We start from the raw sequence: 15,569 nt of genomic DNA, 5'->3' as shown, positions 1-15,569 counted from the left end.
GCAGCTTCATGTGTTTTAGAAATTAATCCACTTTAAGCTAACATAAACTCCAATTTTTATCCAGAAATTCATCCTCTCCAGGTTCTTCTGTCTTATAAGCAATTGCTTCCGGAATAGATGTTTTAGGTATGTTTACATGTATAATGGTGTTTTCCTTAATGTTGTCAAGCTGTCTCAAAACTTCCTCGAGTTCGTCGAGTGTGTTGATTTCAAAACCTTTACCTCCAAATACATCAACGAGTTTCGCATATTTCCAACGGTGCATTTCGTTGTAATCATAAACGTTGTTTAAATCAGGAATGCTATATTCAACTTTGTCTGCACCACGAAACGGATTTGGATTAACAAGCATTTGTTCAATACCATAAATACCATTATCCAAAACAAAAACAATGGTGTCGTGTTTCAGTTTATTCTGTGTAGATATAGCCTGACAGGTTTCCTGAAAAGCACCATCTCCAACAAATACTACCGCTCTTTTATCAGGTCTGGCACATTTTATTCCGGTTGCTGCAGGAACAGAATAACCTATCGAAAGCCATGATGCCTGTGCTACGAATCCGTTAGGTTCTGCAATACGAATACCTTGGGCACCCAATAAAGGAAAACCAGCATCGGCAACCACTATATGTTTCTCGTCTATAAAACTATTGATTCGGCTGAAAAACGTATCATAAGTAAGAGCTGGTCTTCCTCTTTTTGTTATTTTGTTATTAGCCAGGAAAAATGATTCAGGCAGCTGCTCTGCATCATACATTTCGTAAGCACTAAAAGGAACTTTGGTAAGTTCTTCTTTTAGAAATATAATAAAATCTCTTAGCGATACATTGGCAACATAAGAAGCGCCAATCCTTACACCGCTGTGATTGGCAAGTACAGTATCTTCTTTCCAGACATCAAAACCACCCAGGTTTTTGCCGGTGGTCCATACGCCAAGACCAATTTTTAGCTGAGCTTTTTCGAATTGTTCTTTAACATCTTTTGGAGATGCTTTGCCATTAAAAACACCTTTGAACTTAGGATGGTTTTCAGACACGATTGATTTTCCGAGTATAGAAGTCACAAATTCAGTATCTGTAGTTTCGATCAGATCCAGGAATTCCTTTTGAATACCGTGACGCTGGATCTCAATGCCGCCCCAAAAAATAATTTCTTTTCCGCGTGCCATTGCAGCGACTCTTTGAGCAGCTTTTCGTGCACTTGTTTGACATTTAGACGCTTCTCTTTCCACCAATGGAGCCGTAGGAGGATTGCATTCCATTCGCCATACATCTTCAAAAACTTCAAGATAAACTGGTCTTCCATATAAAATACAGGCATTTAAAACGGAATCAATTTTGTAAGGAGCATCTGATGAGCCTGTAACTTGTTCTGCCGCAACGGTAACATTTCGAAACACATTGATATTGCTGTACATATCACCAGTCATATGTGATGCCAGCATGCCCTGAACAAGACTTCTTTGCTGATCTTTATTGGTTGGAGCCCCATTAATGACAAGCACAGGACAGTGCTCTACATAAGAACCTGCAACCGAATTGAGCAGTGTAAATGCTCCCACGCCATAGGTTACTGCTACTGCAGCGAAACCGTTTTGACGTGCGTAGGCATCAGTACAATGTCCGGCGTTTATTTCATTCGTGTCGTTAACGATTTTAATTTTTGCATTTTTGTCTTCGTGAATCGTATTCAAAAATGGCGCGGTATAATTGCCTGCAATTCCAAATAAATGGGTGAGTCCTAATTGTTCCAGACGTATTTGCAGGTATTTTGCAACGGAGATTTTTTTCTGTGACATCTTAAATTGGGTTATTCAGGTTACCGGTATTTTCGTTGACTTCTAATGCAGTGCGTATTCCGGACTCGATGGCACCTTCAATCCAGGCATGTTTTAGGGAAGTATGTTCTCCTGCAAAATGAGCTTTTCCATTCCATTCGGTTGAGATGATATGACGTTGTAATAATTGTAATTGTCCCGGATTAAATATTGCCGCTTCACCATAAGCATAAGGGTCACGCATCCAGCTTTGTGTTGCTGCACCAATTAATTTTCCGCCTTTCTTTTTATAGTCTTTGATGCTCGAGGTAATTACGGCAAGGTCAATAATACGCTGCTGTTCCTTCTCGTCGTCAGAGTGCATGATTGCCAGGTTTTTAAGTGCATAAAAATACCTGTCATCATCATCCATAGAATCCCAGCGGCTTGCTTCGTCAGACCAGCAATAAGATGCCAATACGACACCATGCCCTTTACTTCCCAAATCATTGCTTGGATAGTAAGTAAAACGGTTCGAGAAATCAGTAATCGTACCGCCGCCAACAATATTATAAGGCGCTTCCTGCCACCATTTTTCACGAAATTCCAGTAATATTTTAGTAGCAGAATCGTAGTGAAGTTCCCGGATTGCTTTTCGCTTAAGCTGCTTGAATTGTGGTGTTACATAGACATGTCTTAACGCAGAAAAGGGTATGGTAACGATCACTTCATCAAATTCAAGATCGCTCACCGGTGTTTTTAATGCTTTGAATCCTGCATCTTCATAAAACTGAAAGTCACGTTGTACTTCAATATCCACTTGTATTTTTACCTTGTTGTTAACAAGCATCATTTTAGTCATCCTGCAATCAAAATAGGTGTTTTCTTCGAGGCTATGAGCTTTAAAGAATGCATTTGGCAGCATGTCGCTTCCGCCAACAATTTCCATAAACCGAGTAGTATCCTTGATAATATTTTGCTCAATAAAACTTTGTATAAAATCATAAGACATTCTGGATTCCAGATTTTGCAGGACTCCAATCATCTCGATGGCATTCTCTGAATACATCGAATTTTCCTTTAGGAAACGACGCATCGAATATTCTCCGTAACGCTCAATTAGCAAAGGCCAGTTTTTCTCAGGATCTTCTGCAATAAAAGCCTTAAGCGGAGTAATGAGATCGGCCATTAACTCGTCGGCACGCCTGTTTTCACTGCTGCCCAGATGAAAGTCCAGTAGTTTATTTACATCGACCTTAGTTCCGTCTTTTCGGATATATTCATTCTGAACAACACGTTTGCGGTTAACATAAAAAAGAGAATTTCTAGTAGTATCCGGCACCGGTTTAGTAGGATCTGCCTGATGTGCGATTGCCTGTTCTTTATCGACAGACAGATAATAAAAAGGTTCGGTTTTGAGTCCGAGTTTATTAATGTATTTAAGCACCATCTGGTGTATGGTTGGGATACGCATTGCACCGGCTTCGCCATAAACACTGTCGTCTTCAAAATATTTTTTGTTTTCAGAATTTCTGAAAGTCTTGATTCTTCCACCAACACGAGTGTTCGATTCGACTATTGTAACATTATGTCCGGCCTCTTTTAACAGAGCTGCGGCTACCATTCCGGCCATTCCGGCACCAATGATTAATACGTCTTTTGCTTTATCCGTAAGCGGGATTCCGTCGTCAATGTACTTTAAGTATTGCTGGATAATAGCATCGTTATCTTCGTCGAGTAAGCCGTGTAAATAGTTTTCCATAATTGGGGTAGTTTAGTTATTGGGTTATTCTTTTTGTTTTTTAATGGAATTATTTATGAATTAATTCAATGAAATTTTGAGTTTTAAGGGTAATTCGATCTGTTTATATTGTGTAGAATATTTGATTTTGATGCTTCTACTTAAACTCGAAAAAAATGAGCAGCTATCCAGGATTCTTTCCAACTGTTCCAAACTTCATCAAATGAAGGTGCATTTTCTTCATATTGAGCTTGTATCAGTTCTTTAGCTTCAGTAATATCTGTTTGTTCTTTCAAAAAGCTCAAAAACTCAAATTGTTCTTTATGCAAATCATAAATTGCTAATTTAAATTTGTGTCGCAGGACTACACAATAGCTTTCACTTTCAGAAGGTAAAGAGGGTTGTTTATCATTTTTAAATTCGGAATAGTACTTTCGAACGGGAAACTTAAATTTAAACAACACACATATAGGTACAAGTTTTAGTTTGTTTTCATCAGTATCTATCGTGGCTAATGGATAATCTTCTTCGGCTTTCATTTCAAAAATAACTCCAATGGCATATTCAAATCGGGCGAGTTCAATCATAAAATCAATCCAGTCTTCTTTGATGTTTTCGTGAGCATCAGGTCTGTTGTTTTCAAGATAGTCTGCAAAATGAGCTCCTAAATACGCTAAATTATAATTATGCGATGGTTTCGAAGCGAGATAATCATCCGCGAAAGCGCAAAAAATAGCCTCGCCTAAAGCATATTCTAAGGCGCTAAATTGCTGAGACATACAATTTCGTAAACGTGCAATATAGCTTCTTTGGTAAATTCCCAAATGTTCGTGTGCGGTAAGTTTTTCAGAATGACAAATCAAATCTTCAATTGAAGCAGTATTTAATTGATCCGAAAGTAAATGAGCGGGATTGACTCCAGTTTGCTGATAAGGATCGAGTAAAAGCTGCTGCATCCATTGTTGGAAATTTTTTAATGGTATTTTGACCGTTTTCTGCATTTTTTGTGCTTATATAAATTTATTCATTTCAAAAAGATTCAGTGGGTTTGAAACCTGTTCTTTATCCATAAACCGGACTTCATTTTCAACTCCAACAAAGGTTGAATCCATATATTGTTTTGATTTTAGTAATTCGGAATGATACACATCGAAGGGCGGAATATTGCCATCCCATTCTAATAAAACGGACGCTTCATTTGCCAGTTGATAAGCCATTTGAAACAATTTCCATACCTGCGAGTTCACTTCTCGATCGTGTGTGTCAATAATATAATTGCCACAATTTTGATGACCAGCCAAGTGCATTTGTACAATCTTATCATGTGGAATTCCTTTGATATATTCTACAGGATCAAAATCATTATTGAAAGAAGACACATAAACGTTGTTTACATCCAGAAGTAATCCGCAACCTGTTTCTTCGGTCATTATTCGTAAAAATTCCCATTCCGGAAGGGTAGAATTATTAAAGGATGCATAAGTGCTTGGATTTTCGACAACCAGTGGTCGTTCTAAATAGTCCTGCACCTGAATGATTCGATTACAAACGTGTTTTAATGATTCGTCATTTAGCGGAAGCGGAAGTAAATCGTGCGAATTGGTCGTTAAAACTCCTGTCCAGCACAAATGATCACTAATCCAGGCTGGCTGTACCTCGGTTGCCAATTGTTTCAAACTCTTGAGGTAATCAAAATTTAGCGGATCAGTACTTCCAATAGACAATGATACCCCGTGCATGACCACGGGATATCGTTCTGCTATTTGATGTAAAATGTATCTTGGTCTTCCGTGTGAGTCCATGAAATTCTCAGAAATTACCTCAAACCAATCTACGGCAGGATTCTTTTTCAGAATATGTTCAAAATGCTGGCTTCTAAGTCCTAGGCCCAATCCTAAATTGGGTAATCCGAGTCTAGTTGCCATTGTTTTTTGGTTTACAATTTAAAAGACTCTCCGGTAGTTTTTCTGCACTTTCTTGTTCCATCTTCAAAACTCTTAGATCGGCAGCGGTCTTTCTTTCGACAGGATTGTTTATATAAGAGCAAGATCTTGAACCACTTTGTCCGCAAGAAGAGTAATCCACACCTGTTGTATGGCGAATGGTGTTTACGTAGTCTTCACTTGGTCCGTATGGTAGGGGAGCTGGGCCAAATTCTTCACCATTTTCTTTTCTTTTTTCTTCGAAACGTATTCTGGCTAATTGCCAAACACTAAGTCCTTTATTGGGACCTTGCGCCATAAAACGAGAAGATAAAATGGGCACACCACAGCTACCCTGATAGCGACATTCGTTTTGACCAGGATGACAAAATTCTTCGGTAGTTCCAAAAATACCGCAACCTCCTTGTCCTTTGCACTCGTTTAAAGTGTGGCAAGGATGACCAACTGCTGTTGAGCAATCTCCCTTTCCTGCACAATCATTATTTCCTGAATATCCTGCATTTTTGCATGAATTAAGCCCCATACATACATGAAGCTCTCTATTTACTAATTCTGACATAATATATTTTTTAAGAATGGTGAGTATAAGGTGTACTTGGTACTTTTGGCACATCGGCTACAATGCTATAATCTAGTCCTACATCTGGCAGAGCTGGAAAATAATTGTCGTATTTGGGGTCTATTGCCCATTTCCAGTTAGGATCTGCTTTAGCCAATTGATCGACTAAATTCATAATTTGTGCTTTTGGTCTTAGGGAACTTTGCTCAAACGAATATGGTTCAAATGTCAGAGCGCCCTGGTAGCTTGTGTTGCCTTTAGTATAAGGGTATTTATTGATTTGGTTTCCAACACCACTCAAAAGCCAGATCATCGATTTATGAATCCCGTACATGAATAAATCGTATTGCGTACTTTCATCTTTGTAATAGCAGGCTTCAATCATTAAAAGAATATAAGCAAAAACGGCATTACCTAATTCAGAACACAATGCCAATGCGTGGTTACCCGAAGAAGTATAATCGGCTGTTTGAGGATTAGCATCTGTATTATATACAAAATAGCTAAAGAAATCGTCTAACCCCTGAATGCTACGAAACTTTTCCTGATAGTGACCGCCAAAAGTGTAGGCTTCCAGAAATTTGGCAAAATGAGCAAGTTCTTTTCCTGTATCATCATAATCACCTTTCCAGAAAACTGCCTTTCCATCAACAATATCCATTGGTACAGGCATTTTATTTTTGCCCCATTTTAAGACGTGTTGTTGGTCTGTACTTTTTCCTTCTCCTTGTTCAATAATACGCTCTAAAGCTTCAACTGCTGAATTAGCATCATAAACTCCAAGAAGTCCACCACTTTCATCTTCATTTGCGAACTGAGGATTGTGCTCTCTGTCATAATGCACAGTGTTCATAGAATTTTGAGAATAGAATGGTCTTGCACGTCCTGTGTCATCCGGAGGAAGCAATTGTGGTCTGTAATTATATGGTCCGGGAAAATCTTCTTTTACGCACTTAATAATTAATTCGTACAGTTTACCAATAGTATGATATTCAATTGTACTTAATAATTGTTTGTCTTTGTAAGGATCTTCAAATGGTTCAGGGCTTTCTATCTGGAGGAAAGTAGTCAATTGATTTAATGATAATTTTGCAGCATTAATTTGAAACTCGGGGATATGTCCGTCTAATTGTGTTGGAAAAGATAATATTTTTCCAATTCCCATAAGATCCGGAGCGGTTTGACAAACAGCTTGTTTGACATTACATGCGAGAGCAAGGTGTAGCATTTCTTCGATAACAACACTCATAATCAAAGCTGCCGCTTTATTTGAGTAAACCAAGACATCTACTTTAAGTTCTTGTGCCAATGCATCAATTTCTGCAGGAGTTTTGCCAGATTGAGAAAGCTGAGCATGAATTTTAGCATACAATACGTCCTGATCCTGTGCTCTGTTTATCGAATAATAGGTAGATAAATACGTTGGGATAGTAGCAAGTTCAAGCGCAATTGCCTGTTGCATTACTTCTTTGATATTCTCTTTTGTTACTGTATCCGAAAATGTAAAAAGTTTTTTTGTTTTCATGTAGTTATTTTTTTTGGGGAATAGGTTTATTTGTAATCTTTATTGTTTTAAATTTTGAATGATTGGTTGTTGTTGTAATTGCAGTAATTTCAGTATTACAGCCGCTGTTTTAGCGGGTCGTTGCGCAAGATAAGGGCAGGTTTGTTGCTCTCGGTTAGTTTAATTTTTCGTTTTTCATGCTGTAGGTTTCTTGTTTATAGTGTTTTTTTAGGGGTAAATCTTAGTTTGTTAAAGTTATCTCGGCTATTATATTACGATACTACAACTTGTAAAAGTTTAGAACTTCTATACTTATAGTTAGAGGATTGATTAAAAAACATATTTGAAAATAAGTCTGTTTAGGATTTTATTTATTCATAAAATTACTGCGATACAAAAGTTTAAATTAAAAAAAAGGCATGAGTGCCAAATTTTTATGCATAAAAGACCGAAATAGCAACATGAGATCCTTTTTTACATTTTGAAACATAAATTATTGAATACAGATTTAGTCCATTCATAGATCAGATCTATTCAAAAGAAAAAAAGAGTCCCTTAAGTATATTCATTACAAGGTCTGAGATTTGGAATTTCCTTTCAACTATTGGAATCGGGAGTCGAGCATTAGCGAACAGGCGAAGCAAATTAAGATTTGGATATTAATTTAAATTTTTAAGTATAAAAAAAAAACTAATTTTCATGAGGACTTTTTTTAGGGGTATCAAGATTGGAATCTAAACCTTACAGCGTTTGTCAGTATTGATTTTATAGTTTTGAAAGATTCTTTGTGTCACGATTTTTTCATAATAACTAATAATATTGAGAAGTAGGTAAAACCAGCTTGACAGTCTTAACTTTTTGTAGCAAATTAGTGAGCAATTCTAATGTATATGAAAACTTTTTTTTAAAGTATAGTATTTTACAAAATCATGTAATGGTTTGGATCAGGTTGAATATTTCATAAATACAGTGTTTTTTTTACAGGTATTTTTATTTAAAAACCAATAAAGCAGGAAAATACTTTCGTAAAAATATAAAATTTTAATATCTAAATTTGATGTTATCAGAAAGTTAAGAAAAAGTATTGAAAAATATTGTAGAAAATCGATAAAAAAGCTTGTAGATCTTAATAAACTGAGTACTTTTGCACCCGCTTTGCAACACAAGCGAAACAAAATTGAAACACGTTCGTAGACATATTGAATTGACAGCCGCTTTAACAGAGATGTTAGAGCAAAAGAATAAAGAGTAAGATAATCGAGAGATTAAAGAATAACCGATAGAGACTGATTCGAATAACAATAGCTTGAGCAATCAAGCAAACAATATACGATGAAGAGTTTGATCCTGGCTCAGGATGAACGCTAGCGGCAGGCTTAACACATGCAAGTCGAGGGGTATAGGTTTTCGGATCTAGAGACCGGCGCACGGGTGCGTAACGCGTATGCAATCTACCTTTTACAGAGGGATAGCCCAGAGAAATTTGGATTAATACCTCATAGTATAGCAGTTTCGCATGAAACCACTATTAAAGTCACAACGGTAAAAGATGAGCATGCGTCCCATTAGCTAGTTGGTAAGGTAACGGCTTACCAAGGCTACGATGGGTAGGGGTCCTGAGAGGGAGATCCCCCACACTGGTACTGAGACACGGACCAGACTCCTACGGGAGGCAGCAGTGAGGAATATTGGACAATGGGCGCAAGCCTGATCCAGCCATGCCGCGTGCAGGATGACGGTCCTATGGATTGTAAACTGCTTTTATACGAGAAGAAACATCCCGACGTGTCGGGACTTGACGGTATCGTAAGAATAAGGATCGGCTAACTCCGTGCCAGCAGCCGCGGTAATACGGAGGATCCAAGCGTTATCCGGAATCATTGGGTTTAAAGGGTCCGTAGGCGGTTTAATAAGTCAGTGGTGAAAGCCCATCGCTCAACGGTGGAACGGCCATTGATACTGTTAGACTTGAATTATTAGGAAGTAACTAGAATATGTAGTGTAGCGGTGAAATGCTTAGAGATTACATGGAATACCAATTGCGAAGGCAGGTTACTACTAATTGATTGACGCTGATGGACGAAAGCGTGGGTAGCGAACAGGATTAGATACCCTGGTAGTCCACGCCGTAAACGATGGATACTAGCTGTTGGGAGCAATTTCAGTGGCTAAGCGAAAGTGATAAGTATCCCACCTGGGGAGTACGTTCGCAAGAATGAAACTCAAAGGAATTGACGGGGGCCCGCACAAGCGGTGGAGCATGTGGTTTAATTCGATGATACGCGAGGAACCTTACCAAGGCTTAAATGTAGATTGACCGGTTTGGAAACAGATCTTTCGCAAGACAATTTACAAGGTGCTGCATGGTTGTCGTCAGCTCGTGCCGTGAGGTGTCAGGTTAAGTCCTATAACGAGCGCAACCCCTGTTGTTAGTTGCCAGCGAGTCAAGTCGGGAACTCTAACAAGACTGCCAGTGCAAACTGTGAGGAAGGTGGGGATGACGTCAAATCATCACGGCCCTTACGCCTTGGGCTACACACGTGCTACAATGGCCGGTACAGAGAGCAGCCACTGGGCGACCAGGAGCGAATCTATAAAACCGGTCACAGTTCGGATCGGAGTCTGCAACTCGACTCCGTGAAGCTGGAATCGCTAGTAATCGGATATCAGCCATGATCCGGTGAATACGTTCCCGGGCCTTGTACACACCGCCCGTCAAGCCATGGAAGCTGGGGGTGCCTGAAGTCGGTGACCGCAAGGAGCTGCCTAGGGTAAAACTGGTAACTAGGGCTAAGTCGTAACAAGGTAGCCGTACCGGAAGGTGCGGCTGGAACACCTCCTTTCTAGAGCCTTATGTGTTAGCTTAAAAAAGTTTAAAGAAAAGAGTTATAAGTTATGCGTCTTGACGTTTAACCCTTAACAATTAACTTTTAACCAAAAGCACGCTGAGGAAAAAAGAAGAAGCTCTATAGGATTATAATTTTAAGGATATTTTACTCTTGCTGTTAGTTCAAATAATAAATTTTAAGTAAAACAGAGTCTCGTAGCTCAGCTGGTTAGAGTACTACACTGATAATGTAGGGGTCGGCAGTTCGAGTCTGCCCGGGACTACTAAAATTTGGATTTAAGATCATAGATTTTAGATTTAAAGTTAAACTTAAAAAAAGGAAATTCTGGAAGTTGGGATTCGCCAAAAGAAATTAGAGAAGAATTAAGAAATCTAAAATCTGAATTCTACAATCTAAGATTGAAAAATGGGGGATTAGCTCAGCTGGCTAGAGCGCCTGCCTTGCACGCAGGAGGTCAACGGTTCGACTCCGTTATTCTCCACAAAAGTAGTGATCAGTAAAATAGTGGTCTGTGTTCGGTGCAAACTGAATACTAAAAACTGTAAACTGAGTACTGGCTTAAAGTTCATTGACATATTGAGATAAGAAAATAATAAAAAGTAGAAAGCGTTTTTTACAATTTATTGTAAAAGACAAAAAAAAACGGTCATAATTGATTTTATGATTGGTACAATAAGCAAAATAAGGGCGTATGGGGGATGCCTTGGCTCTCAGAGGCGATGAAAGGCGTGATAAGCTGCGAAAAGCTACGGGGACGGGCACACACCGATTGATCCGTAGATACCTGAATGGGGCAACCCACTATGTTGAAGACATAGTACACCGATAGGTGGGCAAACCCGCTGAACTGAAACATCTAAGTAGGCGGAGGAGAAGAAAACAAAAGTGATTCCGTAAGTAGTGGCGAGCGAACGCGGATTAGCCCAAACCAATGTTGTTACGGCAAGATTGGGGTTGTAGGACCACGACATTTTATGTACAAGGAACCGGAAGTTACTGGAAAGTGACACCATAGAGGGTGATAGTCCCGTATGGGTAACGAGTATAATAGATAGTGGTATCCTGAGTAGGGCGGGGCACGTGAAACCCTGTCTGAATTTGGCGGGACCATCCGCTAAGGCTAAATACTCCTGAGAGACCGATAGTGAACCAGTACCGTGAGGGAAAGGTGAAAAGAACCGTGAATAACGGAGTGAAATAGATCCTGAAACCATACGCTTACAAGCGGTCGGAGCCCTTTCGTGGGGTGACGGCGTGCCTTTTGCATAATGAGCCTACGAGTTAACGTTGCTGGCAAGGTTAAGTGGTTAAGCCACGGATCCGTAGCGAAAGCGAGTCTGAATAGGGCGCTTTAGTCAGTAGTGTTAGACGCGAAACCGTGTGATCTACCCATGGGCAGGATGAAGCTGTGGTAACACACAGTGGAGGTCCGAACCGGTTGACGTTGAAAAGTCTTCGGATGACCTGTGGGTAGGGGTGAAAGGCCAATCAAACTCGGAAATAGCTCGTACTCCCCGAAATGCATTTAGGTGCAGCGTTATGCGTAAAGTTATATAGAGGTAGAGCTACTGATTGGATGCGGGGGCTTCACCGCCTACCAATTCCTGACAAACTCCGAATGCTATATAATGTTTCATAACAGTGAGGGCTTGGGTGCTAAGGTCCAAGTCCGAGAGGGAAAGAACCCAGACCATCAGCTAAGGTCCCCAAATATATACTAAGTTGAAAGAACGAGGTTTGTCTGCCCAGACAGCTAGGATGTTGGCTTGGAAGCAGCCATTCATTTAAAGAGTGCGTAACAGCTCACTAGTCGAGCGGACGAGCATGGATAATAATCGGGCATAAGTATATTACCGAAGCTATGGATTTAGAGTTTACTCTAAGTGGTAGGGGAGCATTCTAACAGGGTTGAAGGTGTATCGTAAGGTATGCTGGACTGGTTAGAAAAGAAAATGTAGGCATAAGTAACGATAATGCGGGCGAGAAACCCGCACACCGAAAAACTAAGGTTTCCACAGCTATGCTAATCAGCTGTGGGTTAGTCTGGTCCTAAGGCGAACCCGAAAGGGACAGTCGATGGCTAACGGGTTAATATTCCCGTACTACTAATTACTGTGATGGGGTGACGGAGTGATGAAAGCGCCGCGAACTGACGGAATAGTTCGTTGAAGTACCTACCTATAAGATCTGCAGGCAAATCCACAGATTTTGGGGAAATACGATAGTACTCGGAGTCTTCGGACAAAGAGATAGTGCGCCTAAGGGCTTCCAAGAAAAACCTCTAAACTTCAGGTAATTAGTACCAGTACCGTAAACCGACACAGGTAGTTGAGGAGAGAATCCTAAGGTGCTCGAGAGATTCATGGCTAAGGAATTAGGCAAAATAGACCTGTAACTTCGGGAGAAAGGTCGCCAGCAGCAATGCTGGCCGCAGTGAAGAGGTCCAGGCGACTGTTTATCAAAAACACAGGGCTCTGCAAAATCGTAAGATGAAGTATAGGGCCTGACACCTGCCCGGTGCTGGAAGGTTAAGAGGAGATGTTATCTTCGGAGAAGCATTGAATTGAAGCCCCAGTAAACGGCGGCCGTAACTATAACGGTCCTAAGGTAGCGAAATTCCTTGTCGGGTAAGTTCCGACCTGCACGAATGGTGTAACGATCTGGACACTGTCTCAGCCATGAGCTCGGTGAAATTGTAGTAACGGTGAAGATGCCGTTTACCCGCAGTGGGACGAAAAGACCCTGTGCACCTTTACTATAGCTTAGTATTGACCTTGGATAAATGATGTGTAGGATAGGTTGGAGACTGTGAAGTGGCGTCGCCAGGCGTTGTGGAGTCATTGTTGAAATACAACCCTTTGTTTATCTGAGGCCTAACCCCGTTTTGCGGGGGACATTGCTTGGTGGGTAGTTTGACTGGGGTGGTCGCCTCCAAAAGAGTAACGGAGGCTTCTAAAGGTTCCCTCAGTACGCTTGGTAACCGTGCGTAGAGTGCAATGGCATAAGGGAGCTTGACTGAGAGACATACAGGTCGATCAGGTACGAAAGTAGAGCATAGTGATCCGGTGGTTCCGCATGGAAGGGCCATCGCTCAAAGGATAAAAGGTACGCCGGGGATAACAGGCTGATCTCCCCCAAGAGCTCATATCGACGGGGGGGTTTGGCACCTCGATGTCGGCTCGTCACATCCTGGGGCTGGAGAAGGTCCCAAGGGTTGGGCTGTTCGCCCATTAAAGTGGCACGCGAGCTGGGTTCAGAACGTCGTGAGACAGTTCGGTCTCTATCTACTGTGGGCGTTAGAAATTTGAGTGGATCTGATTCTAGTACGAGAGGACCGAATTGGACAAACCTCTAGTGTATCTGTTGTCCCGCCAGGGGCACCGCAGAGTAGCTACGTTTGGAAGGGATAAGCGCTGAAAGCATATAAGCGCGAAACCCACCACAAGATGAGATTTCTTTTAAGGATCGTGGAAGATGACCACGTTGATAGGCTATAGATGTAAAGGCAGTAATGTCATAGTCGAGTAGTACTAATAATCCGTAAGCTTATGTACACCCTTTTCTCCCGACTCAGGTCGGGAGAAGAAACTTTCTAAAAATAATAAATAAAAATACTTTTCTTTATCTCAGTATGTTAAGATATTACTTCAATTAAAAATTTTGAATTAAAAATTAAAAATTGAAGAACAAATTGCCCAAAGCAATTATAACTTCTTAAGGTGGTTATTGCGGCGGGGCTCACCTCTTCCCATCCCGAACAGAGTAGTTAAGCCCGCCTGCGCAGATGGTACTGCAGTTATGTGGGAGAGTATGTCGTCGCCTTTCTTTTAAAGATCCTCATCATTTATTTGATGAGGATTTTTTGTTTTATAAAATACTGGAGTTATGTTGGAGCCCCGATAGCTATCGGGGGTCTGTCGCCTTTCTAAAGTTTGCAAAGCTTTGTGAGCTTTGCCTTTTTTATAAAAGCAAAAAACACTTAGCGTTCAGTGCGATAATTTTTCTCTCTCGAAGGTTTTAGAATTGATCCTGTATAAGTTAAAAGGAAAAGCCTATAGATCTCGTATTTGAAAAAAAAATATTTTAATTGTGAAATAAAGGCTTATTTTTAAATCTCAAAATATTTTAATCATGAAAAAGGTAATGCTATTTGTTTTTTTATTTTCTGTATTACTTTGTAATGCACAGAAACAAGATGTTGAGAGAGCAATAGAGATTTTTTTTGAAGGATTTCATCAAAAAGATACTGTGAAAATGCAATCTGTTTGTTCTTCTAAAATTATTTTACAGTCAATTAGCGAGAGTACAATTAAGGGAAATAAATTATCTGATGAAACTGCTAAAGAATTGTATAAATCAATTGTCTCAATTCCGTCAACAATGAAGTTTCGTGAAAAAATAATAAACTATAATATTCAGATTGATGGAACAATGGCTCATGTATGGGCTCCATATGAGTTTTTTGTCAATGATAAATTAAGTCATACGGGAGTGAATATGTTTACTTTGTTTAAAGAAAATCATATTTGGAAAATTATTTACTTAATAGATACCAGAAGAAAATAATTTTTTAGATTACTTCTGTTAGATAATAATGACAAATATCGGCTAATAAACATTCTTCGCATTTTGGTTTTGGCCTGCAAATTTCTCTTCCTAAAAAAGAAATTGCCATTCCGATCTCTGACCAGATTGATTTCGGTAAGACTTGCATAAGGTCTTTTTCTACTTTATTTCCGTCCTTACTTTCTTTTATAATGCCAATTCTTGGCGCTACTCGTATTACGTGTAAATCTGCAATAATGCCTTCTGCTGGTTTGCCGGTTTCTCTTAAAATAACATTTGCAGATTTTCTGCCAATTCCTTTTAATGCTGTTAATCCCTGCATCGTAGTTGGAATGTCTTCATCATTTTTAATTGTTTGAGCAATCTCTAACAGCCAGCCTGCTTTTGTGGGATAATTTCGAACTTTATTGATGTAAGGGATAAAAGTTTCAGTATCAGTTTTTGATAGGCTTTTAAGTGTTGGGAATTTCTCAAATAAAGCTGGTGCAATTTTGTTGATATTAGCATCGGAATCCTGAGCAGATAAAACTACCATAACTAATAATTGATAGGTGTTTTGATATTCCAGTGGATGCCTTTTTCCTTTATATTTTTTTAAAATGGGTTTTAGTTTAGTTTCCCAATTTGATGTTTCTCCAAATAAATCCATTT

At 39.7% G+C, this 15,569-nt stretch carries 8 protein-coding genes, 2 tRNA genes and 3 rRNA genes; 6 read left to right on the top strand and 7 right to left on the bottom strand.

Translation table 11 applies throughout. The annotated features are described in order from the left end of the window. Positions 1-37: 37 nt before the first annotated feature. From LNP81_RS20165 to LNP81_RS20140, 6 genes are all read right to left on the bottom strand, one after another. Complete coding sequence (locus LNP81_RS20165; RefSeq protein WP_230038975.1) at positions 38-1,798, bottom strand: alpha-keto acid decarboxylase family protein; 1,761 nt, start codon at positions 1,796-1,798, stop codon at positions 38-40. Between the two features lies 1 nt (position 1,799). Further along, entirely contained in the window at positions 1,800-3,518 is a 1,719-nt protein-coding gene (locus LNP81_RS20160) for a flavin monoamine oxidase family protein (RefSeq protein ID WP_230038974.1), read from the bottom strand. Between the two features lie 140 nt (positions 3,519-3,658). After that, entirely contained in the window at positions 3,659-4,498 is an 840-nt protein-coding gene (locus tag LNP81_RS20155) for an HvfC/BufC N-terminal domain-containing protein (protein ID WP_230038973.1), read from the bottom strand. A gap of 9 nt (positions 4,499-4,507) precedes the next feature. Beyond that, positions 4,508-5,422 (bottom strand): MNIO family bufferin maturase, encoded by a 915-nt coding sequence (bufB, locus tag LNP81_RS20150; protein WP_230038972.1) that lies wholly within the window; start codon positions 5,420-5,422, stop codon positions 4,508-4,510. Continuing rightward, complete coding sequence (locus LNP81_RS20145; RefSeq protein ID WP_230038971.1) at positions 5,412-5,999, bottom strand: hypothetical protein; 588 nt, start codon at positions 5,997-5,999, stop codon at positions 5,412-5,414. Before LNP81_RS20145 ends, bufB begins: the two co-directional genes overlap by 11 nt. A 10-nt stretch (positions 6,000-6,009) precedes the next feature. After that, positions 6,010-7,524, bottom strand: coding sequence for a ferritin-like protein (locus tag LNP81_RS20140; RefSeq protein ID WP_230038970.1), 1,515 nt, complete (start codon positions 7,522-7,524; stop codon positions 6,010-6,012). Positions 7,525-8,832: 1,308 nt separating this feature from the next. On the opposite strand from LNP81_RS20140, the gene LNP81_RS20135 reads away from it, so the two are divergent. The 6 genes from LNP81_RS20135 (at position 8,833) to LNP81_RS20110 (ending at position 14,918) form a co-directional block, all read left to right on the top strand. Then, positions 8,833-10,346, top strand: a 16S ribosomal RNA gene (locus LNP81_RS20135). A gap of 194 nt (positions 10,347-10,540) precedes the next feature. After that, a tRNA-Ile gene (locus tag LNP81_RS20130) sits at positions 10,541-10,614 on the top strand. A gap of 145 nt (positions 10,615-10,759) precedes the next feature. Beyond that, positions 10,760-10,833, top strand: a tRNA-Ala gene (locus tag LNP81_RS20125). Between the two features lie 189 nt (positions 10,834-11,022). Beyond that, positions 11,023-13,906, top strand: a 23S ribosomal RNA gene (locus tag LNP81_RS20120). A gap of 161 nt (positions 13,907-14,067) precedes the next feature. After that, positions 14,068-14,177: ribosomal RNA gene (rrf, locus tag LNP81_RS20115) — 5S ribosomal RNA — on the top strand. Together the 16S, 23S and 5S rRNA genes with 2 tRNA genes alongside form the textbook arrangement of a ribosomal RNA operon. A gap of 306 nt (positions 14,178-14,483) precedes the next feature. Beyond that, positions 14,484-14,918, top strand: a complete 435-nt coding sequence (locus LNP81_RS20110; protein ID WP_230038969.1) for a nuclear transport factor 2 family protein — start codon at positions 14,484-14,486, stop codon at positions 14,916-14,918. A 4-nt stretch (positions 14,919-14,922) separates the two neighbouring features. Here LNP81_RS20110 and LNP81_RS20105 read toward each other — a convergent pair whose 3' ends face one another. Continuing rightward, positions 14,923-15,567, bottom strand: a complete 645-nt coding sequence (locus LNP81_RS20105) for an endonuclease III domain-containing protein (protein ID WP_230038968.1) — start codon at positions 15,565-15,567, stop codon at positions 14,923-14,925. Positions 15,568-15,569 lie beyond the last annotated feature (2 nt).

It is taken from the genome of Flavobacterium piscisymbiosum (genome assembly GCF_020905295.1).
GTDB classification, from domain to species: domain Bacteria; phylum Bacteroidota; class Bacteroidia; order Flavobacteriales; family Flavobacteriaceae; genus Flavobacterium; species Flavobacterium piscisymbiosum.
The sequence above is the reverse complement of the archived record's forward strand: the minus strand, read 5'-3'. Positions and strand labels throughout refer to the sequence as shown.